Annotated in this window: 19 protein-coding genes; 9 read left to right on the forward strand and 10 right to left on the reverse strand. The window is 71.8% G+C overall.

The window, feature by feature from the left end:
* The first annotated feature begins 17 nt into the window (after nt 1-17).
* From ACH499_RS14275 to ACH499_RS14310, 8 genes are all read left to right on the forward strand, one after another.
* Nucleotides 18-395 (forward strand): helix-turn-helix domain-containing protein, encoded by a 378-nt coding sequence (locus tag ACH499_RS14275; protein WP_356205855.1) that lies wholly within the window; start codon nt 18-20, stop codon nt 393-395.
* 161 nt (nt 396-556) lie between these two features.
* Entirely contained in the window at nt 557-1,360 is an 804-nt protein-coding gene (gene ppk2 / locus ACH499_RS14280; RefSeq protein ID WP_399015768.1) for a polyphosphate kinase 2, read from the forward strand.
* Between the two features lie 243 nt (nt 1,361-1,603).
* Nucleotides 1,604-2,734: a CapA family protein gene (locus ACH499_RS14285; RefSeq protein WP_399015770.1), complete on the forward strand. Its 1,131-nt coding sequence runs from the start codon at nt 1,604-1,606 to the stop codon at nt 2,732-2,734.
* 250 nt (nt 2,735-2,984) lie between these two features.
* Nucleotides 2,985-4,316, forward strand: coding sequence for a phosphoribosyltransferase family protein (locus ACH499_RS14290; RefSeq protein ID WP_399015772.1), 1,332 nt, complete (start codon nt 2,985-2,987; stop codon nt 4,314-4,316).
* Between the two features lie 59 nt (nt 4,317-4,375).
* Nucleotides 4,376-4,993 carry a Chromate resistance protein ChrB gene (locus ACH499_RS14295; protein WP_399015774.1) on the forward strand — a complete coding sequence of 206 codons (618 nt, stop codon included), beginning with the start codon at nt 4,376-4,378 and terminating at the stop codon, nt 4,991-4,993.
* 11 nt (nt 4,994-5,004) lie between these two features.
* Complete coding sequence (locus ACH499_RS14300; protein WP_399015775.1) at nt 5,005-5,427, forward strand: YkvA family protein; 423 nt, start codon at nt 5,005-5,007, stop codon at nt 5,425-5,427.
* A gap of 593 nt (nt 5,428-6,020) precedes the next feature.
* Nucleotides 6,021-8,126: a family 20 glycosylhydrolase gene (locus ACH499_RS14305; protein ID WP_399015777.1), complete on the forward strand. Its 2,106-nt coding sequence runs from the start codon at nt 6,021-6,023 to the stop codon at nt 8,124-8,126.
* Nucleotides 8,123-10,396 (forward strand): alpha-L-fucosidase, encoded by a 2,274-nt coding sequence (locus ACH499_RS14310; protein WP_399015779.1) that lies wholly within the window; start codon nt 8,123-8,125, stop codon nt 10,394-10,396. Before ACH499_RS14305 ends, ACH499_RS14310 begins: the two co-directional genes overlap by 4 nt.
* Nucleotides 10,397-10,638: 242 nt before the next feature.
* On the opposite strand, the gene ACH499_RS14315 is transcribed toward ACH499_RS14310, so the two are convergent.
* The 10 genes from ACH499_RS14315 to ACH499_RS14360 all read right to left on the reverse strand — a co-directional run bounded on the left by ACH499_RS14315 (nt 10,639) and on the right by ACH499_RS14360 (nt 20,255).
* Nucleotides 10,639-11,211 (reverse strand): GNAT family protein, encoded by a 573-nt coding sequence (locus tag ACH499_RS14315; protein ID WP_356202649.1) that lies wholly within the window; start codon nt 11,209-11,211, stop codon nt 10,639-10,641.
* A 197-nt stretch (nt 11,212-11,408) separates the two neighbouring features.
* Nucleotides 11,409-11,570 (reverse strand): hypothetical protein, encoded by a 162-nt coding sequence (locus ACH499_RS14320; RefSeq protein WP_399015781.1) that lies wholly within the window; start codon nt 11,568-11,570, stop codon nt 11,409-11,411.
* 317 nt (nt 11,571-11,887) lie between these two features.
* Nucleotides 11,888-13,309, reverse strand: a complete 1,422-nt coding sequence (locus ACH499_RS14325) for an NADH-quinone oxidoreductase subunit N (protein ID WP_399015783.1) — start codon at nt 13,307-13,309, stop codon at nt 11,888-11,890.
* The gene (locus ACH499_RS14330) at nt 13,306-14,811 is read right to left on the reverse strand and encodes a NuoM family protein (protein WP_399015785.1); all 1,506 of its coding nucleotides are present in this window, start codon (nt 14,809-14,811) and stop codon (nt 13,306-13,308) included. Before ACH499_RS14330 ends, ACH499_RS14325 begins: the two co-directional genes overlap by 4 nt.
* A gap of 6 nt (nt 14,812-14,817) precedes the next feature.
* A complete protein-coding gene (locus tag ACH499_RS14335) occupies nt 14,818-16,689 on the reverse strand; it encodes an NADH-quinone oxidoreductase subunit L (RefSeq protein WP_399015787.1) in 1,872 nt (623 codons plus the stop codon).
* Nucleotides 16,686-16,991 carry an NADH-quinone oxidoreductase subunit K gene (locus ACH499_RS14340; protein WP_356202641.1) on the reverse strand — a complete coding sequence of 102 codons (306 nt, stop codon included), beginning with the start codon at nt 16,989-16,991 and terminating at the stop codon, nt 16,686-16,688. Before ACH499_RS14340 ends, ACH499_RS14335 begins: the two co-directional genes overlap by 4 nt.
* Complete coding sequence (locus tag ACH499_RS14345; protein ID WP_399015789.1) at nt 16,988-17,539, reverse strand: NADH-quinone oxidoreductase subunit J; 552 nt, start codon at nt 17,537-17,539, stop codon at nt 16,988-16,990. Before ACH499_RS14345 ends, ACH499_RS14340 begins: the two co-directional genes overlap by 4 nt.
* 37 nt (nt 17,540-17,576) lie before the next feature.
* On the reverse strand, nt 17,577-18,506 hold the full coding sequence (locus ACH499_RS14350) for an NADH-quinone oxidoreductase subunit H (RefSeq protein ID WP_356202639.1): 930 nt from the start codon (nt 18,504-18,506) through the stop codon (nt 17,577-17,579).
* Nucleotides 18,499-19,914: a hypothetical protein gene (locus ACH499_RS14355; RefSeq protein WP_399015791.1), complete on the reverse strand. Its 1,416-nt coding sequence runs from the start codon at nt 19,912-19,914 to the stop codon at nt 18,499-18,501. Before ACH499_RS14355 ends, ACH499_RS14350 begins: the two co-directional genes overlap by 8 nt.
* Complete coding sequence (locus ACH499_RS14360; RefSeq protein WP_356202636.1) at nt 19,905-20,255, reverse strand: NADH-quinone oxidoreductase subunit A; 351 nt, start codon at nt 20,253-20,255, stop codon at nt 19,905-19,907. Before ACH499_RS14360 ends, ACH499_RS14355 begins: the two co-directional genes overlap by 10 nt.
* A 459-nt stretch (nt 20,256-20,714) precedes the next feature.
* Between ACH499_RS14360 and ACH499_RS14365 the strand changes: the two genes are divergently transcribed.
* On the forward strand, nt 20,715-21,410 hold the full coding sequence (locus ACH499_RS14365; protein ID WP_399015793.1) for a DUF4389 domain-containing protein: 696 nt from the start codon (nt 20,715-20,717) through the stop codon (nt 21,408-21,410).
* Nucleotides 21,411-21,452 lie beyond the last annotated feature (42 nt).

Consider the following 21,452-nt stretch of genomic DNA (forward strand, 5'->3'; position numbering starts at 1 on the left):
CGAGACCAGGTTTCGCCATGGATACCGCCGACGAACTCCGCATCGAAGCCCCGCACCGCGAGCTGCTCGACCAGGTCCTCGACAAGTGGTCGCTCAGCGTCCTCAACGAGCTCTGCGAACGCTCGTGCCGCTTCAACGAGCTGCGCCGGGCCATCCCCCAGGTCACGCAGAAATCGCTGACCTCGACGCTCCGGCGGCTCGAACGCAATGGCGTGATCGAGCGCGAGGTCGTCTCCACCCGCCCCGTGGCGGTCAGGTACCGGATCACCCCCCTCGGCAAGACCCTGAGACACCCCATCGACGTGCTGCTGGCCTGGGCTTCGGAGAACATGCCCGCCATCGAACGCGCACGCGAAGGATTCGACACGCGGGAAGCGGAGGAGGCAGGCCCTTGACCTCGTCGGGACCACACGTCCCAGGCGGCCACATGCCGCGTCGCCGCTCCGCCGCGCTCACACTGCGCGCCCGTCGGCGACACGCGCGTGCGCGGCACCCGGCCGACCAGTACCGTGCAGGCACGGGGCACACCGGAGTGTGGCGTGGGCCGGGAGGCTGCATGGCGGATGGTAAGGCGACGAAGCTTCCGCGCGAGACGTACGAGAAGGAGCTGCTCCGGCTGCAGACGGAGCTGGTGAAGCTTCAGGAGTGGGTGCGGGCGGAGGGCGTGCGCCTGATCGTGGTGTTCGAGGGACGGGACGCGGCCGGCAAGGGCGGGACGATCAGGAGAGTCACGGAGCACCTCAACCCGCGAGTGGCCAGGATCGCGGCGCTGCCCAAGCCCACCGAACGCGAGCGCACCCAGTGGTACTTCCAGCGATACGTCGAGCATCTGCCGGCGGGCGGGGAAATCGTGCTCTTCGACCGGAGCTGGTACAACCGCGCGGGTGTCGAGCGCGTCATGGGCTTCTGCACCGAGGAGGAGCACCGGCGTTTCCTGCGGCACTGCCCCATCTTCGAACGCATGCTCGTCGAGGACGGATTCCTGCTGCGCAAATACTGGTTCTCGGTGAGCGACGTCGAGCAGCAGAGGCGCTTCCGGCGCCGCCTGACGGATCCCCTGAAGCGCTGGAAGCTGTCCCCCATGGACCTGGAGTCGATCACCCGGTGGGAGGCGTACTCGCGGGCCAAGGACGAGATGATGGAGGCCACCGACATCCCGGAGTCCCCGTGGTACGTGGTGGAGAGCGACGACAAGCGGCGCGCCCGGCTCAACATGATCGCCCACCTGCTGGACTCCGTCTCCTACCGCGATGTGCCACCGCCCGCACTGGAGCTGCCCGAGCGGCCCCCGCCTTCCGGATACACCCGGCCGCCGAGGGAGCACCAGACATGGGTACCGGACCACGCCGCCGGGCTGTGACCTCCCCGCGCCCGATCACGTCCGTCACCAGTGCCGGGGAGCGTCCCCGAGGGCGAGCAGCAGTTCGACGCCCAACAGACGGCCGCTGCCGGCGCTTCAACACGACCGGTGATGCTCTGCCCGCTACAGCGCGACCCGCCGGAGAGGCGACGCCCGTGCACGCCCACGGCGCCCGCACAGCCGCTTCGCGCCCCGTCACGCGGCCCCTTCGCGCAGCGCCCGCGACGGCTTTAGCGTAGGAGGGTGCACGCAGGCACGGTCACCCTGTTCCTCGGCGGGGACGTGATGCTCGGCCGGGGCGTCGATCAGATCCTCCCGCACCCCGGTGACCCGGCGCTGCGGGAGGAGTACGTCCGTGACGCCCGTGCCTACGTCGACCTGGCCGAGAGAGCGAACGGGCCGATCCCCCGGCCGGTCGACTTCCGCTGGCCGTGGGGTGAGGCGCTGCCGGTCCTGGCCCACGCCGCGCCGGACGTGCGGCTGGTCAATCTGGAGACCTCCGTCACCAGCGACGGCGATTTCGCGCCGGGCAAGGGCGTCCACTACCGGATGAGCCCGGCCAACCTGCCGTGCCTGGCCGCGGCCCTGCCGGACGTCTGCGCCCTGGCGAACAACCATGTGCTCGACTTCGGCCCACGCGGCCTCCATGAGACGCTCGACGCCCTGGCGGACGCGGGGCTGCGCACGGCGGGGGCGGGCCGGGACGAGGTGCGGGCGAGACAGCCGGCGATCGTCCCGCTGGGAGGCGGCGGGCGTGTGCTGATCTTCTCCTTCGGGATGCCGTCCAGTGGGATCCCGACGGACTGGGCCGCCACTGGGCACCGGGGCGGCGTCGATGTCGTCGCGGAGCCTTCATTGGCCGCGGCGTCCGCATTCGCCGATCGTCTTCGGCAGGTCAAGCGGCCGCGGGACATCGCGGTCGCCTCGGTCCACTGGGGCCCCAATTGGGGCTACGGCGTCTCCCGCTCCGAGGTCCGCTTCGCCCATGCGCTCGTCGACGCGGGCGTGGACGTCGTGCACGGACATTCCTCGCACCACCCGCGCCCGCTGGAAGTGTTCCGGGACAGGCTCGTCCTGTACGGCTGCGGCGACCTCGTGGACGACTACGAGGGCATCGGCGGCTACGGACGCTACCGGGACGACCTGCGGGTGCTGTACCTGGTCTCGGTGGAGGCGGGCACCGGCAGGCTGGTCGACGCGCGGTTGGTGCCCCTGCGGGCACGCAGGATGCGGCTGGAGCACGCCTCCCCCGAGGACACCGAGTGGCTGCGTGCCGTCCTCGACAGACACAGCCGCACATTCGACACCCGCATCGAGGGCGGGCCCGACGGCACGCTCACACTGCGGCCCCTGCGCGCCTGGCAGCGCACATGACGTAGACCTCGTTGAGGTATCGAGCTGCGGCGCGTTCCACGGCATCGCCGTGATCTCGACGGCGCCGGCGGCGGCGCGCGCCGCCTTGCGGCGTTCGACGAGCGTGGCGCCGGGCTTGGGGCCGGGTGGTCCTACCTCGACGAGGAGCGCCTTCCCCAGGGGTACGCATTCGTTCTCCCCCGGGGTGAGGATGGAAGTACGGGCCACTTGCACACCGAGTTGCCGCGTCCCCCGGCGAGGAGGCCGGATCGTGTTCTTCCTGGATCGTAGGGATGCCGGCCGACAGCTGGCTTCCCGTCTGAAGCGTTTCAAGGGTGCCGACGTCGTGGTGCTGGGGCTGCCCCGAGGAGGCGTCCCGGTCGCCGCGGAGGTCGCCAAGGCGCTGGGCGCGCCGCTGGACGTCTGCCTGGTACGCAAACTGGGTGTGCCGTTCCGGCCGGAGCTGGGCATGGGGGCGATCGGCGAAGGCGGCGTCCGCGTGATCAACGACGAGGTGGTGCGCGCCGCGCGTGTCACCCCGCACGAGTTGGCCGAGGTCGAGGCAGGCGAGCGGGAGGCGCTCGAAAGCCGTGCACGGCACTACCGGGGCAGGCGGGAGCCGACGACCCTGGCGGGCCGCACGGTACTGGTTGTCGACGACGGGGTCGCCACCGGTTCGACGGCACGTGCGGCTTGTCGGATCGCCCGTGCTCGCGGGGCCGCACGGGTCGTGCTGGCGGTTCCCGTGGCCCCGCACGGCTGGACCGCGCGGCTGGGTGCGGACGCAGACGAGCTGGTGTGCCCGCACACGCCGTGGCACTTCTATGCGATCGGGCAGTTCTACGCCGACTTCTCCCAGACCGACGACGACGAGGTCGTGGCCTGCCTGGAGGAGGCGTTCGCCCGCCCGGTGAGCGCCCGCCGCACTCCGACGGGGCAGGCGGCGCCCGAGGATCGGGAGGTGGATGTGCGCGCGGGTCCGCTGGTGCTGCAGGGGCGTCTGACGGTGCCCGAGGGCGCGCTCGGGATCGTGGTGTTCGTGCACGGCAGCGGCAGCAGTCGGCACAGTCCGCGCAACCGGTTCGTCGCGGCCGGCCTGAACCGGGCCGGTCTCGGCACTCTGCTGTTCGACCTGCTCACCGAGGAAGAGGCGCTGGACCGGGCCAATGTCTTCGACACGGGCCTGCTCGCCCGGCGGCTCTCGGACGCCACCGGATGGCTGCGCGGGCGGCCCGAGGCGCAGGGGGCGGCCATCGGGTACTTCGGCGCGAGCACCGGCGCCGCCGCCGCGCTCTGGGCCGCCGCCGAGCCGCAGGCCCGGATCGCCGCGGTCGTCTCCCGTGGCGGCAGGCCCGACCTCGCCGGACCACGACTGTCGGCGGTGACCGCCCCCACCCTGCTCATCGTCGGCGGCCACGACCGAGTCGTACTCGGTCTCAACCACGACGCTCAGTCCCGCCTGCGGTGCGAGAGCGAACTCGCGATCGTCCCCGGCGCCACCCACCTCTTCGAGGAACCCGGCGCCCTGGAGCGGGTCACCCACCTCGCCCGTGACTGGTTCACCGACCACATGGCCCCGGCACACCACGGGGTCCGAATCTGAACCCAGGGGCCGCCTTCGGGACCGTGCTCTACGTTTCAGCTATATGTTACGGTCGTTACATGAGCACTGAGATGCCGGTACCCCAGGACCGGTTCCTGCTGGTGACCGTCAGCACGGCCGACGCTCCGCCGGCCACCCGCGTACGGGTCTGGCGCAAGCTTCGCTCTCTTGGTGCGCTCTACCTCCAGCAGTCCGTGTGCCTGCTGCCCGATCGCGCCCCCGTACGCCGCCAGGTCGGCCGCCTCCTCACCTCCGTACGAGCCGACGGCGGCACCGCGCGCCAGCTCACCGTGGACGTCACCGATCCCGCCGAGTACGCGCGGCTCGTGGCCGATTTCAACGCCGAACGCGACACCGAGTACGGCGAGGTGGTGGAGCGCGCCCCCGAGCTGCTCGCCGAGCTGGAGAAGGAGACCGCCCGCGGCAAGGCCACCTACGCCGAGGTCGAGGAGTCCGAGGCGGACCTGGAGCGGTTCGACAAGTGGCTCGCCAAGATCGCCGCCCGCGACTACTTCGGCGCGCCGGGCGCGGCTGTGGCCCGGGAAGCGGTCGAGCGGTGCCGCACGGCGCTGGCCGCCTTCGAGGACGCCGCCATCGCCGCCCAGGCAGGCGCTCATCCCGGCCAGGCCGCGAGCAGTGCTCTGCCCCCGTCGGCGAAGCTGCACGCAGTCGAGTGACGGAGCATCACATGGGAAACGTCCTCCTTGCGGTCGCATCCGGCCTGCTGGCCACCTGGCTGGCCTTCGTGATCGCCTTGCTCGTGGTCCGGCCCAAAGGTGCCCTGCTTGCCGAAGCCGTACGCCTCCTGCCGGACCTGATCCGCCTGCTGCGCGGCCTCGCCGCGGACAAGACGCTGCCCCGCGGCGTACGGGGCCGCCTCGGCGCGCTGATGGTCTACCTGGCGCTGCCCATCGACCTGATTCCCGACTTCCTGCCGGTCATCGGCTATGCCGACGACGCCATCATCGTCGCCTTGACCTTGCGTTCCGTCGTCCGCCGAGCCGGCATCGACGCCGTCCGCGCGCATTGGCCCGGCACCGACGACGGCTTCGCCGCCCTGGCCCGCCTCAGCGGGCTCGGGCGCTTGGAGCGCGGCACCGGACCGGCCTGACCTGCACGTCCCCCTTCTCGACAACGCGCTCTCGGCCGAGGAGGGGAGCTGGACGCGGCAGTGAGCAGAAACGAGGAGATCCGCGCGCGGCCCGGTCGGCGGCAGCGTCAGTCGCTGACCCTCGGGTCCCACGGCCCGGGAAGGACCGTCGACGGCCCCACGCCACTGGGCGGCTCGCTCGGGCAGGCCCTCGCCTGTCGGCGAGCAGGCCGCCGACACTGAGCGCCACCGGTCCGCCCGCGCCCCAGCGGCCGGCCGCTGGGCGCCACGATCGACGAGCCGGGCGTCGCGGACATCGCCCGGCGCCGGAGTCCATACATCCGACCTCTATGGCCTCCTCGAATTCACGACTCCCCTCGCACCTTCCCGAGGCGGGTCTCTCCATTCCCGTACGCGCACTCTTGCTACCCCCGCACCTCCCCTCTATGGTCCCCACATCCGCGCCATTGATCCTGGAGGCCACAGTGCGAAGAACGGCGTCATCCCTGCTGTTCGTCCTAGCCATCATCAGCGGATTCATCGGATCTGTAGTCCCGGCGTCCGCAGCCCAGCCCGGTGAGCCGGGTCCCGGCCCGCTCGCCGGGCAGCCCTCCGTGGTCCCGCGCCCCACCGACTGGACGTCGCTCGGCGGCACCACCGCGCTCACCGCCCGCACCCGCCTCCTGGTCGACCCGGGCGCCCGTGCCGAGACCGCTCTGCCGTCCGGCCGCGCCGAGTTCCCCGGCCCGGCCCGGCAGACCGTGCAGCAGCTCGCCACGCAGGTGCGTACCGAGATCGGGCAGATCGCGGGCGTGCGTCCGAGGGTCGAGAGCGACATCGCGCACGCGGGCCCCGGCGACATCGTGCTCGCGCTCGCCGACGACCGCGAACTCGGCGCCGAGGGCTACCGGTTCGACAGCGCGGACGGCGCCGTGCGCATCCGGGCCGCCTCCACGCACGGCCTCTTCTACGGCACCCGCACCCTGCTCCAGCTCCTGCGCTCCACCGCCGAAGACCACCGCACGCTCCCCCGGGCGCGCGCGACCGACGTCCCCACGCAGCCGATCCGCATGGTCCACCTGGACGCGGGCCGCAAGTACTGGAGGATCCCGTACCTGGAGAACCTGATCCGCAGGATGGGCGACCAGAAGCTCAACACGCTCATGCTGCACCTCTCCGAGTCGGAGGGCTTCCGCCTCTACAGCCCGAAGTTCCCGGGCCTCGCCGACCCCGACCACAGCTACAGCCGCGCCGACATCGAGCATCTGAAGGCCTTCGCGGCCCGCCACCACGTGCAGTTGATGCCGGGCCTGGAAGTGCCCGGCCACGCGACGGCGATCAGCGGTGCGTTCGGCATCGGCTTCGGCTCGGGGCCGAACCCCTGCACGCAGGCGCACACCCACTCCCACCTCACCGCCGACTGGATCATCGACATGACCAGCGACAAGGCGGTGGCGAAGACGAAGGAGATCGTCGACGAGTTCGCCGGCTGGTTCGACGCGCCGCTGTTCTCGATCGGCGGCGAAGAGGTACCGGGCCGGCTCGCCGACTGCCCCCGTGTGCAGGAATACCTGGCCGCCTCACCCGACGTGTCGACACTGGGCGACCTCCTCAACCGGTACATCAACACCCTTGACGACGTGATCGCCTCACACGGCAGGCGCACCGCCGTCTACAACGGCTCCGAGCACCTCTCCGCCCCCCAGCAGACCGTCCACGGCCCGGTCGTCTTCCTCACCTGGGAGGGCACGGGCGCCGAGCCCGCCGTGGCGGGTCACGACGAGATCGCCATCGGGCCGTTCTACGACACCCCGAACAACTACCACCACCTGTACCCGAACGAGTCCTGGATGTACGACTCCTGGGCCGTCGGCACGACGCCCGACATGCTCGGCTCCGGCCTGACCAACTGGGCCGACTACAACTTCTGGGCGGACGACGCGTACTTCGAGCAGTCGATGGCCGGTCCCCGCGCGATCCTCGCCGACCGCGCATGGAACGGCACCGCGACCCCGGACACCCTCGCCGACTTCCGGGCCCGCGCATCCCGCCTCGGCGACCCTCCCGGCGTCACTCCGGCGCCCGTGCGGCCCCGCGTCACCGACGGCCGGCCCAGCCACCACTGGACGTTCGACACAGCCGCGTATCCGAAGGGCTGGACGTACGCGGGCAGCCCCGGCAACACGATCTTCGCCGAGGACACCGCGGGTGACCTGCCGGGCACGTCCTACATCATCAACAACCCGACGCCGGTGGAAGGCGTGAGCGGTCAGGCCTGGCGCTTCGACTCGGACCGCGACGGGGTGGGCTTCGGCGGGCTCGACGTGGCCGAGCCGTGGACGGTCTCGGTCTCGGTCCGCCCGACCTCCCGCACCCCCGACCAGGTCCTGCTGAGCTCGAAGGCGGGCGCGCTCAAGCTCATGCAGTACGGCACGGGCAAGGTCGGCTTCACGAAGTACGGCACCGCCGACCACTCCTTCGACTACACGTTGCCCCTGAACCAGTGGACCCGGCTGACCTGGGTCGCAACCCCGGGCCACACCACGCTGTACGCGGACGGCGAGCGCGTCGGCACGGTCGGCGCGTCGATACCGCTGCCACTGCGCTCGATCGGCACGGAGAAGGCGAGCCTGCGCGGCGACCTCGACGAACTCACCACCTGGGACGTCGCCCTGACCGGCCGCCAGGTGGCCGAACAGCTCGGGAAGGACACCAAGTGACACGGCACGGACACCGTTCCTCGGCACGCACGTGGCGTCGTACGGCGCTCGTCGTGGCGGCCTGCACGACCCTGCTCGGCCTGCCCGCGACGGGCGGGTCCGTGGCCGCCGAGGATGTCCCTTCGGCCCCCGCGGGTGCCCGGACGTCGCCGGACTACGAGCCCACGCCCGACTCCCTCAACAGCCATCCGACGCCGGACTGGTTCAACGACGACAAGTTCGGCATCTTCATCCACTGGGGCGCCTACTCGGTGCCCGCCTGGGGCCCGCGCGGCAGCTACGCCGAGTGGTACTGGGCGTACATGAACAACGCGGGCAGCCCCACCAACAGGCACCACAGAGACACGTACGGGACAGGCGCGAACTACGACGACTTCATCGGGCAGTGGAAGGCCGAGAAGTACGACCCGGACGCCTGGGTGAAGCTCTTCAAGGACGCCGGCGCCAAGTACTTCGTACTGACCTGCAAGCACCATGAGGGCGTGGCCCTGTGGGACTCGAAGGTGAGCGGGCGCGACACCGTCGACATGGGCCCGCGCCGCGACCTGGCGGGCGACCTCTTCAAGGCGGCACGCAAGGAGAAGGGTCTCAAGGCCGGCTTCTACTACTCGCTCTACGAGTGGAACAACCCGTCGTACACCGGCCGGCCCGTCACCAATCCGTACACCGGCGCCACCGTCCCGTACACGGGGGCACCCGCGGTCGAGGACTACGTCGCCGACTACATGGCGCCGCAGATGCGGGAGCTGATCGACCAGTACGACCCGGACCTGATGTGGTGCGACGGGCAGTGGGAGAAGCCCGCCTCGTACTGGAAGACCGCCCCCGTCCTCGCCCACTACTACAACCGGGCGAAGAACCGGGAGCATCCGAAGGAAATGGCCGTCGCCAACCGCTGCAAGATCGACACGGGCGCCCTCGACTCCACCGAACTCGACTTCCAGACCCCCGAGTACACGGTCAAGTCGGAGATCGACCCGAACAAGTGGGAGGCCAGCCGCGGCATAGCCCACTCCTACGGCTACAACCAGAACGAGCCGGAGGAGGACTACCTCACCTCCGACCAGCTCGTCGACTCGCTCAGCGACATCGTCAGCAAGAACGGAAACCTCCTCCTCGACATCGGCCCGCGCGGCGACGGCACGATCCCCGAACTCCAGCAGCGGCGCCTGCGGGACATCGGCACCTGGCTGAAGACCAACGGCGAGGCCGTGTACGGCACGACGTACTGGCACCACGCCGAGGAGCCCACGTCGGACGACGACATCCGCTACACGGTGAAGGACGGCGCCCTCTACGCGACCGCCCTGAAGTGGCCCGGTGAGCATCTGACGCTCGGCGCGGACACCCCCGTGAGGAAGACGACCCGCATTTCGCTGCTCGGCTCCGACGCGGGGCCGCTCACGTGGCACAGGGACGACCAGGGGCGGGTCGTGGTGGACACCCCCGCCGAGACCGGCGAGTACGCCTACGTCTTCAAGATCGAGACCCCGGGCGTGCGCAGCCTGGCCCGCACCCGCACCGAGCTGCCGAAGGAGTTGAACCCGGGCCGGTCCGCGGACGGCACGCTCACCGTCACCAACACCTCACGGCAGGAGGCACCCCTCACGAAGGTGGCCTTCGGCGCGCCCGAGGGCTGGACGGTCAAGCCGGGCACGGCCGCTGTTCCCCCGCAGGCCCCCGGCGCGGACACCAGGATCCCGTTCACGGTGACCCCGCCGAAGTCGGCGGAGCCCGGCACCTACGAACTGCCCCTCACGCTGCGGCACGCGGGCATGACCAGCACCACGACGGTGCGTGTGAAGGTCGCCCCGGAGAACCTGGCCCTCGGCAAGACCGCCACGCAGAAGTCCACCGCGTGGGACGCCCCGGCCTCGCGCGCCGTCGACGGCAACACGGACGGTGCCTTCGGCTCGGGCTCGGTCACGCACACCGCGGAGCCCTCCGACCAGGCCTGGTGGCAGGTCGACCTCGGCGCGAAGGCCGATTTGAGCGGCGTCGACATCTGGAACCGCACCGACTGCTGCTCGGACCGGCTCTCCGACTTCTGGGTCCTGACGTCCGACTCCCCCATCACCGCGGACAGCCTCGGCGAGGCCCGGGGCGCGGCGGGGGTGACGGCCGTACGGGTCTCGGGGCAGGCGGGCAGGCCGTCACACGTGGCACTGCCGGCCGGAACAACGGGCCGCTATGTGCGCGTGCAGCTCGAGTCCGCCACGAACCCGCTGTCCCTGGCGGAGGTCCAGGTCCGCGGGAGTTCCCGGCCGTAGTCGGTGCCCCTGTCTCCTGCCTGACTGAACGCGGCGCTGCGGTCCCGGTACCCCGTGCCGGGACCGCATCGCCGCAGGGCTCCAGTCGCCGCATGGACTCGGTGCGCCCGCGGCCGCAGTGACGGGCGGTCACGGAAGCCCTGCGCCGGGCCTGCCACGTGTTCCGTTCGAGGCGTCTCGTCGTCAAGGCGGCCTCACCCGACCCGGACGGAGTCGTCACCGCCGGCGCACTCAACGCCCCCTCAGCGGGCCGGAGTCGCCACGGCCGACGGTCGCCAGTCCCGCCTGATCAACCCGAACACCCAGGAGTCGGAGACCTCGCCGTTCACGACACAGTTTTCCCTCAGCGTTCCTTCACGCACGAATCCGATTTTCTCCAGGACCCGGGCGGATGCCAGGTTGCGCGTATCGGTCTCGGCCTGGACTCGGTTCACGTCCAGTGTGTCGAAGGCCCACTGCAGCAAGGCGTGTGCGGCCTCCGTCGCGTAGCCATGGCCCCACATCGCTTCGTCGAGGCAGTAGCCCAACGAGGCGCTGCGGTAGTCCGGGTTCCATTCGGCCAGAACGCACCAGCCGACGAAGGCCCCGTCAGATGCACGCTCGATGGCCACTCGCGCCCCGGTGCCTTCGTCCGCCAGCTTCTGGCACATCGTGATGAAGCGCTCGGCGCGGGCCCGGTCGGTCCACGGTGGGGAGTCCCAGTAGCGCATCACGTGGGTGTTGCTGTGCAGTGCGAAGAGAGGGTTCGCGTCGGCTTCGGTGAAGGGCCGCAGCCCCAGGCGAGCGGTGCGCAGTACGGGCGTGGCCAAAGTCATGCGCACCATCTTGTGCCCTCGTGGGGCGGGCGGAACACCGAATTTCCGACCGCGCGGCCCGAAGTGGGCGGCCGGCCGGTGAGCTCATGCGGCGAGGGCGACGTTGTGCACGCGGGCGACGACGTGGATGCTCGACGCGGGCTCGACGCTTGCCATCGGCCGCCCTGCCGGCGACGGTGACGGCCGTCCTCCCGCGGTCAGTTCGCGGTCGGCCCGAATCCGGGCGGGCAACCGATCCCCAGCGCGATGCAGCCGAGCGGCACGACGTCGGCGGGTTTGGCGGGAGCGGCGTTCGCCGGCCCGGCGAACAGTCCGGCGAGAGCGAGGGCACCAAGTGCCAGGGTCACGATGCGGCGCATGCTGTTCCTCAAGGGTGGTCGAGCCGTTTCGGTGGCTGGGTGTTCGCAGGGTACGAGGGCCCAGATGCGGACGAGGTGAGGCCGGGTTTCACTTCACCCGAATGGGCCGTCGCGCGGTTCCAGCGCCGGTGCCGCGCGCTGCCGTGGCCCGTGGCCCGAGGGCCGTCGGAGCAGGTGAGGAATACATCGACCCAGCGTCGAGCGCCTCGCCGGGTTACGTGACGGGAGCGGTTCCCGACGGCCGGGCGCCGTCGGCCGGTCGTACCGGGCTGAAGCCCGGCGGCGAGTCGGGGACCCAAGAGATCGCCGCCACGCCATCAGCGGAGGAGGGGCCCGGTGGTGAGGGGAAGTACTGCGCCTGCGGCGAGGCCGAGGACCAGGGAGAGCGCGCCCGCGGTGTAGGCGGTGGCGGCGGTCCAGCGGCCCTGGACGGTCTGTGCGCGGAGGGGTGCGGGGGCGGTGGCGGCGAAGAGGGGGACGAGCCAGCGCAGGTAGTAGAAGAGGGAGGCGACGGTGTTGGCAATCGCGAGGGCGGCGAGCCAGGTGCGGTCACCGTCGACGGCCGCGCTGAAGATCTCCAGTTTGCCGAGGAAGACGCCGGTGGGCGGGGTGCCCACCAGGCCGAGGAGGCACACGACGAGGACGGCGGCGAGGCCGGGGCGGCGGCGGGCGAGGCCGCGGTAGTCCTGGAGGGCGCGGGCGTGGGGCAGTTCGGTGACGACGGCGAAGGCGCCGAGGTTGGTGGCGGCGTAGGCGGCCAGGTAGAACAGCAGGCTCTTCTGCGCGAGGTCGCTGCGCGTGCCGACGGCCAGGGCCATCAGGAGGTAGCCGACCTGGCTGATGGTGGAGTACGCGAGCAGACGCTTCACGGAGGTCTGGAAGAACGCGGCGAGGTTTCCCAGGGTCATGGTGATCGCGGCGAGGACGGCCAGCAGCAGGGGCCAGTTGACGTCCGTGCCGGGCAGCGCCTGGTGGAGGAGGCGGTATCCGGCGATCAGGCCGCCGATCTTGGGCAGGGTGGTGACATAGGCGGCGACGGGCGTGGGAGCGCCTTCGGTGACGTCGGGCACCCAGTGGTGGGCCGGGACGGCTCCGATCTTGAACAGCAGTCCGGCCAGGACACCGACGAGTCCCACGGCGACGAGTCCGTAGGGGGCCGTGGACAGGCCGGCGTCCAGCTCCCGGTAGAGCGTGGCGTGGCCGGCGCCGTACAGGAGGGCGGTACCGGCGAGCATGGTGGTGCCGAGCAGGGCGCCCATCAGGTAGTACTTCAGGGCGGCTTCGGTGCCCGAGGCGTCCTTGGCGAAGCCGGCGAGTGCGTAGGCGGGGATGCCGGCCAGCAGGTAGGCGGCGAACAGCATCAGCAGGTCGTTGGCGCCGATCAAGGCGAGAGTGCCGGCGCCGGTCATGAGCAGCAGCACCCAGTACTCGGTCTCCCGTCGGTGACCTCGGACGGATTCGACGGACATGCCGAGGACCAGCAGCAGGGCTGTCAGGACGATGAGGCGGCCCATCCCGGTGGCGGCGTCGACCGCGAACGCGTCGGAGAAGACGAGCTGTTCACGGTCGGTGGCCATGGTGACGGCGGTGGCCACCAGGCCGGCCGCGCAAGCGGCGACTGCCAGGAGCGCGACGATCCACTGGCGGCGGCGCGGCAGCCACGAACCGGCGAGCAAACCGATGACCGCGGCGCCGAGCAGGGTGGTTTCGGGCAGTAGTGCGGTCAGGCTTTCGTTCACCGTGCCACCAACCCGGTCACGGCGCGGCCGGCTGGTTCGATGACGTCCAGCAGCCAGCGCGGCGCGACGCCGATGAGCAGGGCCACGGACATCAGGGTCACGGTCGGGACCGCCTCGCTGGTGCGCAGGTCGGTGATGCCTCCGGCGGGGACGGTCGGCGGCAGGCGCGGGTGGCCGAGGAACATGGTGCGCAGGGCGCGCAGGAACAGAGCGGCGGTGAGGAGGATGCCGGTCACGGCGATGGCGGTGGCGATCGTCTGGGAGGCGAGCGAGCCGGTGAGGATCTGGAATTCGGCGACGAAGCCGGAGAACCCGGGGATGCCGAGGCTGGCGAAGGCGGCGACCGCGGTGACGCCGGCGAAGCGGGGGGTGTGCGCGGCCAGTCCCGAGTAGGCGTCCATGGCATAGGTCTGCCCGCGGTCGTGGAGCACTCCGGTGAGCAGGAACAGCGCCCCGGTGATCAGCCCGTGGCTGACCATCTGGGTGACCGCGCCGGTCACCGCCAGCGAGCGGGCCTGGACATCGCTGCCGGCCAGGGTTCCGGCGGCTCCGACGGCGAGGACGATGTAGCCCATGTGATTGACCGACGTGTAGGCGATCATCCGTTTGAAGTCGGTCTGGCCCAGGGCCACCAGCGCTCCGTAGACGACGGAGAGCGCGCCGATGACGACGACGACCAGGGCGTAGTGGCGCCACGAGCCGGGCAGCAGGGGCATGGCGATGCGGACGAATCCGTAGGTGCCCATCTTCAGCAGGACTCCGGCGAGGATCGCCGAGCCGGCGGCGGGAGCGTCGGTGTGGGCGGGCGGCAGCCAGGTGTGGAACGGCACCGTCGGGGTCTTGACCGCCAGGCCGACACCGATCGCCAGGAGCACCAGGCCGGCGTACAGGCCGCGGCCGGCCAGGGGGTTGCTGCGGGTCAGGTCGGTGATGTCGAAGGTGTGCGGGGCGGCGGCGAGGTACAGGCCGATGAAACCGAGCAGCAGGGCGAGGGAGCCGATGAAGGTGTAGAGGAAGAACTTCAGCGCCGCAGCCCGGGCGCGTTCCCCGTGGCCCCAGCCGGCGATGACGAAGAACATGCCGACGATGGACAGGTCGAAGAAGACGAAGAAGAGGATCAGGTCCAGGGCGACGAACAGACCCAGGCTGACGGTCTGGAGGAAGAGGAACAGGCATACGTAGGAACGCACCCGTCGGGTCTCGCGCAACGAGTACACGGCAACGGCCAGGAACAGCAGGCAGGTCAGCGCCACCAGGGGCAGGGACAGCCCGTCCACACCCACGTGGTAGCCGACCCCGGCGCTGGGGATCCAGCGCATCCGCTGCTCGTACTGCATCCCGCCGCCCGCGTCGAAGCCCGCCCACAGGGCGACGACCAGGGCAAGGTCGGCGGCAGCGGCGGCGATCCACACCCGGACGCACGCCCGGTCGGGCAGGGCGCGCGGCCAGAGCAGCAGCGCCACGCACACCAGCAGCGGCAGGAAGGTCACGAGACTCAGCACGGGGACTTACCTCACCAACAGCACGATCAGGGTCAGCACCGCGAAGCCGACGGCGGCTTGGGCGTAGTACTGGTGCAGCAGCCCGGTCTGCGGGCGGCGCGCCCACCGGCCCAGACTCCGGGCGCCGGACGCGACCGCGCGGACGGCGGCGTCGATGCCGCCGTCGTCGGCACGGCGGGCGAACCTGCCCGCGGCCAGGCCACCGCGGGCCGCCTGCCTCACGGCGCCGTCGACGACCCGGTCGTCGAAGACCGCCAGCGCCCGCGCCAGTGCCAGAACGGGCCGCACCACCACCGTCTCGGCCGCCCGCTCCAGGAACAGCCACTGCTCGACCCACCGCACATCGGCACGAGATGCCGGCTCATGGCGGGAGGACCACCACCAGGCCACGCCCGCGGCGGCGATCGCCGCGCCGGCGGACAGCCCCAGCTCCCACGCCGCGGGACTCGGCTCCCCGGGGGTGCCGATCAGTTGTTCCAGCCAGGACGCGGGAGTGGGCAGCGCAAGCACGCCCAGCACCGCCGCGGCCCCTGTCAGCGCCCACAAGGGGAGCGGCGCCACACGTGAGACGCGGCGCGTGCCGTGCCGTTCGGTGTCGTAGGCGGCTTCCGCCTGCTGGGGCAGGGGGCGGGTGACGTACCACAGGGCCTTGACGCTGTAGACCGCCGCCACAGCCGCGGCGGCCAGTCCGACGGTGTACAGGCCGGTGCTCTCGGCCCGGGCGGCGGCGAGGACTTCGTCCTTGGCCGCCCACAGCGACAGCGGCGGCAGGCCCGCCAGCGTCAGGGTGCCGACGACGAAGGCGGCGCCGACCAGTGGGTCGCGGCGGGCGGCGCCGCGCAGAGCGGGCAGTTGCTTGGTGCCCAGTGCGGTCAGCCACGCTCCGGCGGCCAGGAACAGCCCCGACTTGGTGGCGGCGTGCGCCACCAACTGGGTAACGCCGCCCGCCACTCCACCGCTTCCGGCGGCCAGGACCATCAAGCCGATCTGCGCCGAGGTGGAGGCCGCGAGCAGTTGTTTCACGTCGCGCTGGGCGATGGCCACGACGCCCAGGGCAAGGGCGGTCAGCGCGCCGGTCCAGGCCACCAGCGGGCCCGCCCAGGCGGTGGCGGCCAGCAGTGGATGCAGCCGCAGCAGCAGGTAGGCACCGGCGGCGACCATGGTGGCCGAGTGCAGCAGCGCCGATACCGGGCTGGGGCCCTGCATGGCCCGGGACAGCCAGAAGGAGAACGGCAACTGGGCGGACTTGCCCGACGCCGCGACGACGACTCCCGCCGTGACCAGATGCAGCCACGGGGAGCTCGCCCCGGGCAGCGCGTCCAGGCGAAGGGAACCGATGCCGCCCGCGAGCGCGGCCCCGGCCGCCACGTACAGGCCGAGGTCGGCGGTGCGCGTGGTGAGGAAGGCGACGTCCGCCGCACGCACCCGCTCGGGCCGCTGCCACCAGTAGCCGATCAGCGCCCAACTGGTGGCGCCCATGACCTCCCAGGCCATCAGCAGCAGCGGGAGCGTGGCCGCCGTGACGGTGACGAGCATGGCCCCGGCGAACAGCAGCATCAGCCCGAAGAAGCGGCCCCGGTTCTCCTGCGGGCCGAACTCCCCGGCGGCAAAGAGCAGTACGCCGAGGGTGATCGCGGCGACGGTGACCACCATGACCGCGGACAGACCGTCCACCGCCAGGAAGGCCCCCGTCCCGGCGAACAGCGGCGCACCCGCCTCGGGTCGTGCGAGCGCGACGGCCACCGCGAGGCCCACCGTCACCAGGGCCGCTCCCACGCCGAGGACCGGCGCCAGGCGGTTGGCGCCTCGGCCCGCCACGCCGAGGAACCCCCCGGCGCCCAGGGGTACGGCGATCAGCAGCCACAGCAGCGCGCTCACCCCTTCAGCTCCTCGGCCATGTCGGTCATGTCGACCCGACGCGCCCGGTAGATCGCCGTCGTGACGGCGAATCCCATGGCCATCTCCACCGCCATCGCCACCACCGCCGCCACGACCACCACCTGGCCGCTCGCCGCGGCCGGGGCGAGGAAGTGCCAGAAGTCGGCGGCGGCCACGATCACACCGCCGGTCATCAGCTCGATCCCCATCATGATCATGACGATGGACTGCTGGGACAGCGCACCGAACAGGCCGATGCAGAACAGGCCCGCGGCCAGCACCAGGAGCAGTTCGAAGGTCATCGGCCCATCCCGCCGCCGACCGGGTCGTTCGCGGGCCGCTGATCGAGGTCGTCGCCGAAGCGGTCGTAACGGCCCCGGTGGGTGGCCAGCACGGTCGCTCCCACCATGGTGGCCAGCAGGACGAACCCCAGCGTCACCATCGTCAGCATCTGGGGACCCATCAGCGACATGCCGACCTGGAAGGTGGTGTCCCTCGGGCGGTTACCGGTCCGCTCGGGCCAGGGCACCACGAAGATCCCGACGACCAGGGCGGCGAACACCCCGACGCTGATGACCAGGGAACCGCGCTTGTTGTGCAGCATCGACATCGGCATCAGCCCGGCCGGATTCATCATGTAGGCGATCATGAACACGGCCATGATCAACATCTCCATGACCATCATCAGCACGATCACCACGCCCAGATACGGCAGCCCCAGCACGGTCACCACACCGCCGACGCAGCACAGGGACGCCAGCAGGGAGAAAGTGACGCGGGCCATCGAGTTCAGGGTGAACACCAGCACCCCGCCGGCCGGCGCGAGTACGCCCAGCAGGGTCAGCAGCACGAGGGCGGTCGTACTCAGGACGTGCTCCCTTCGCCCGTCATCGGTTCAGGCCGACCAGGGCCGGGACCAGGGCCTGCGCGATCGTCAGCGGGATCAGCACCACCCAGGCCAGCTCCACATACCGGTCCGCGCGGATCACCGGAAGTCTGCGCACCGCCACCACCAGCACGGCCAGCACCAGCAGGGTCTTGACCAGCGCCCACGCCCACGGCGGCAGGCCCGGTCCGGCGCCGCCGCCGAGGAAGAGCGGCACCGCCATCGCCGCGCCCGCGGCCAGCCACAGCCACCGCCCGGCCTCCAGCAGAAGGCGGTCCACCCCCGAGGCTTCACTCAGCACCCCGCCGGCAAGGTCACGGCCCGCCGGGTAGGCGAACGGGCCCAGGAAACCGAAGGCCGGCACACCGGCCAGGTAGACGAGCAAGGCGACCGGCATCCACACCGCGTGCCACAGGCCGTGCTGGGCGGCGGCGATGTCCCCCACCCGCAGGGACTGCGCCCCGGTGGCAGCCGAGATCAGCGCGAACATCAACGGCAGTTCGTAGGCCAGACCCTGGGCCAGGAACCGGTAGCCCCCGATCAGGGAGAACGCCGCGTTGGGACCCCACCCGGCCAGCCACAGACCGGCCCAGGTCAGCACCTCCATGGCGTTGAACCACACCACCCCGACCGACACATCGGCCACCACCGTGCCGCCGAACGGGATCACCAGCGTGGACAGCACCGCGGCCACCGGCACGACGACCACGCCGGTGCGCCACAGCAGCACGTCCGGGGCGGGCAGGCGCCGCGGCTGCGCCAGCAGCGCCCGCGGCACGCCGAGGAACGGCCGCACCGCGACCGCGGGACCGAGCGGCCGGCCTGCCTCACGAGCCTCGAGCACCGCGTTGCCGGCCACCGCCAGCACGGCCAGAGCGAGGAGCATCGCCGGTGCTGCCAGCAACGTCCACCACGCGCCCGTCTCAACCACGGGCCGCCCCCCGCCCGCATGCCGTGAGTTCGTCCAGGTCCGGGTCGAGACTGGCGACGACGAGACGCGCCGCGGCCAGCTCGGCTCCCCTCAGCAGACGCGGCAGCAGCGCGATCAGCGCGGCCGACGGCGGGGCATCGCTCTTCCAGTCACCGCGAGGACTCTCCTCCCCCGCCGGTCGAAGCAGCGAGGATTCCTCCAGCCGCCCCACGTCGCTGCGGATGTCGGCGAGCCACTGCCGGTAGCGCGCGGTCACGTCACCGCCGGCCCGCGCCGCCGGCCCGCTCACCCCGGCCTCCCGCGCCTCCTGGCCGCTCACGCTGCCGATCCCACGGGTCAGCCAGGCCAGCGTCCGCGACCGGCCGACGCGGCGGGCGAAGCGGTCCAGCCGGGGTGCGACCGACGCACCGGGGACACCGTCGAGCAGGTCGTCGCGCAGCCGCCGCGCCGCGGTCGCCTCGGCGGGCCAGCCGGCCACCGACAGCATCCGGGCCAGACTGTCCAGACGCGCAGACGCCCGGCGCCGGGCCGCCTCCCCCACGCTCACCCGGTCACCGTCAGCCGCACGCAGCCACGGCTCCACCCAGAACGGCGCGGCCCCGGCGGAGGGCGTGGGCCCGCCTTCGACGTCCACCTCCTGAATGACGTCGCCCTGCAGGATCAGCCTGACGGTCAGGCCGGCCGGCCAGTCCGCGAGCAAGGGCCCCAGGGGCACGTGCAGACGGTCGAGCGTCAGACCGTCACGGTCCTCACCCTGCTCGGCCATCGGCAGCCCGCCCGGCATCCCCGTCCCCCCGCCACCGTGACCGCCGTGCCCCCCGTGATGCCCGTGGCCCTCGTCGCCGCCGTGATCACCCCTGTTCCCGGCGCCCTGACCGTCGTGGCCGCCGTGGGCCCGGCCGCCCTCGTGCGGCGCGTGCGCACCGGCGTGACGGCCGCCGGGCCCGTCAGCGTGCTCGCCGTGCGCACGGGCATCGCTGTGCCGGGCCTCTTCGTCGTGGTGACGAGCACCGCCGGACGACTCCCGGTGGCGGGGACGGCCGTCATCGTCGTACCGGGTCGTTGCGGCGGACGCTTCGGCATGCCGGTGCTGAACCGCCGGCGAGCCGAGCCGGGCCCGTCCGGCCTCCAGCGCTGCCTCGACATCGTCGGCCGCGCCCGCGTGCACAAGGGCGCGGGGCGCGGGCATGTCCTGCCAGAGCCGGTTCACCGCCGCCCGCGGGCGCGAGCAGTCCTGGCCGACCACGAGCAGCAGGTCCGCCTGGGCCGGGGTGGCGGCCAGCGGCCAGTCCCGCAACCGTGCCGAGCGCTCGGCCCGAAGCCGCGCGGCCGTTCCTCCCGGCAGAGTGGCCAGCAGCACGCGGGGCCGCGCGGCCGAAGCACGCAGGGCGAGTCCGGTCAGGTCCATCGCAGGGCGCCCTCCCGCCAGGCGTAGACGACCCCGGCGAGCAGAACCCCCAGGAAGACGAACATCTCGATCACCGCGCTGGGCCCCACCGCGGAGATCACCAGCGTCCACGGGTACATGAAGACCATCTCCATGTCGAACGCCAGGAACAGCATCGTGACGGTGTACCAGCGCACGTGGAAGCGGCTCACCGCGTGCTCGACCGGCTCCAGCCCCGACGAGAACGGAGCGGCTGCCGCCGGATCGGAGGACAACCGCGTCGCCCGGCTCGCCCCGTAGAGGCCGGCGACGGCCAGCGCGGCCACTCCCAGCAACGACAGCGCCGCGGTCATGCCGTCCACCCGCCTCACCGGCCCGACGGGCGACCGGCGGGGATCCCCGGTCGTACCGGGCCGGAAGACCGATGGCGGCCTCGCCGTGGGGCGGCGATCCGGATGGCCATCTCCGCACTCCTCTCCTGCTGTCGTCCGGCCGTCGGGTACTCCTGGGGGGTGTGTGATCCAGGATGGTGAACCGGCGTCCTTGTGCAGGATTCCGGCTCTGATCTTCAGGAAGGGGGAGGGCGCGCCGCAGCACGGGGGAACTTGCCCCGCCCGGCTCGGCGCCCGGGCACGCGACACCGCCGCAGCGGTGGGTACGCGGTGGCGACCGCACCGATACTGGGACCAGGGCATCGGTGGAGTCGTTCCCCGGTGACCGGCCGGACGGTGCCGTGCCCCACCCGGTTCGCCGGCGGACAGCACGACGAGCGACCTCGTCACCACTCGCGATCGTCACCGGAATCCGAAGGGACCGGTCACATGAGCACGCATACCGAACCCCCGGCCGTGCCGCCGGGAGGCACGCCGCCGCCGTGTCACCCCGCGCGGCTGACGGCGGTCCTGGACGCCCCCCTGTCCCGCTGGCTGTGGCTGGTCAAGTGGCTGCTCGCTCTCCCCCACTACGTCGTCCTCGTCTTCCTCTGGGTGGCGTTCGCGGGAGTGAGCGTGGTGGCCTTCTTCGCCGTCCTCTTCACCGGACGCTATCCACGTCCCCTGTTCGACTTCAGCACCGGTGTCCTGCGGTGGAACTGGCGCGTGGCGTACTACGCCTACGGTGCGCTCGGCACCGATCGCTATCCGCCGTTCACCCTCGCCGACGTCCCCGGCTACCCGGCGCACTTCGAGCTGGCGTACCCGGAGCGGCTCTCCCGCGGCCTCGTCCTGGTGAAGTGGTGGCTCCTCGCCGTCCCGCAGTACCTGGTCCTGGGCTTCTTCCTCGGCGGCGCGCGCCTGGCCTGGTTCTCGGGCGGCCTCATCGGGCTGCTCGCGCTGTTCGCGGGTGTGGCGCTGGCCGCGACGGGACGTTATCCGCGCGGTGTCTTCGACCTGGTGACGGGGCTCAACCGCTGGGTGCTGCGGGTGGCGGCCTACGCGGCTCTGCTCACCGACGTGTACCCGCCCTTCCGGCTCGACCAGGGCGGCCGGGAACCGCAGGATGCACCGGCGCCGTCATGACAGCCGCCCCCGCCCGCCGCCGGTGCGGCCGGCCGACGGGCG

This window comes from Streptomyces sp. NPDC018947 (genome assembly GCF_044390505.1).
Taxonomy (GTDB): Bacteria; Actinomycetota; Actinomycetes; order Streptomycetales; family Streptomycetaceae; genus Streptomyces.

Bases quoted from the DNA above. Each gene is read 5' to 3' on its own strand.
- ACH499_RS14315 (WP_356202649.1), bottom strand. From the start codon at position 11,211: ATGACTTTGGCCACGCCCGTACTGCGCACCGCTCGCCTGGGGCTGCGG.
- ACH499_RS14340 (WP_356202641.1), bottom strand. From the start codon at position 16,991: ATGACCTTCGAACTGCTCCTGGTGCTGGCCGCGGGCCTGTTCTGCATC.
- ACH499_RS14300 (WP_399015775.1), top strand. From the start codon at position 5,005: ATGGGAAACGTCCTCCTTGCGGTCGCATCCGGCCTGCTGGCCACCTGG.
- ACH499_RS14320 (WP_399015781.1), bottom strand. From the start codon at position 11,570: ATGCGCCGCATCGTGACCCTGGCACTTGGTGCCCTCGCTCTCGCCGGA.
- ppk2 (WP_399015768.1), top strand. From the start codon at position 557: ATGGCGGATGGTAAGGCGACGAAGCTTCCGCGCGAGACGTACGAGAAG.
- ACH499_RS14355 (WP_399015791.1), bottom strand. From the start codon at position 19,914: ATGGACCTGACCGGACTCGCCCTGCGTGCTTCGGCCGCGCGGCCCCGC.
- ACH499_RS14365 (WP_399015793.1), top strand. From the start codon at position 20,715: ATGAGCACGCATACCGAACCCCCGGCCGTGCCGCCGGGAGGCACGCCG.
- ACH499_RS14295 (WP_399015774.1), top strand. From the start codon at position 4,376: ATGAGCACTGAGATGCCGGTACCCCAGGACCGGTTCCTGCTGGTGACC.
- ACH499_RS14275 (WP_356205855.1), top strand. From the start codon at position 18: ATGGATACCGCCGACGAACTCCGCATCGAAGCCCCGCACCGCGAGCTG.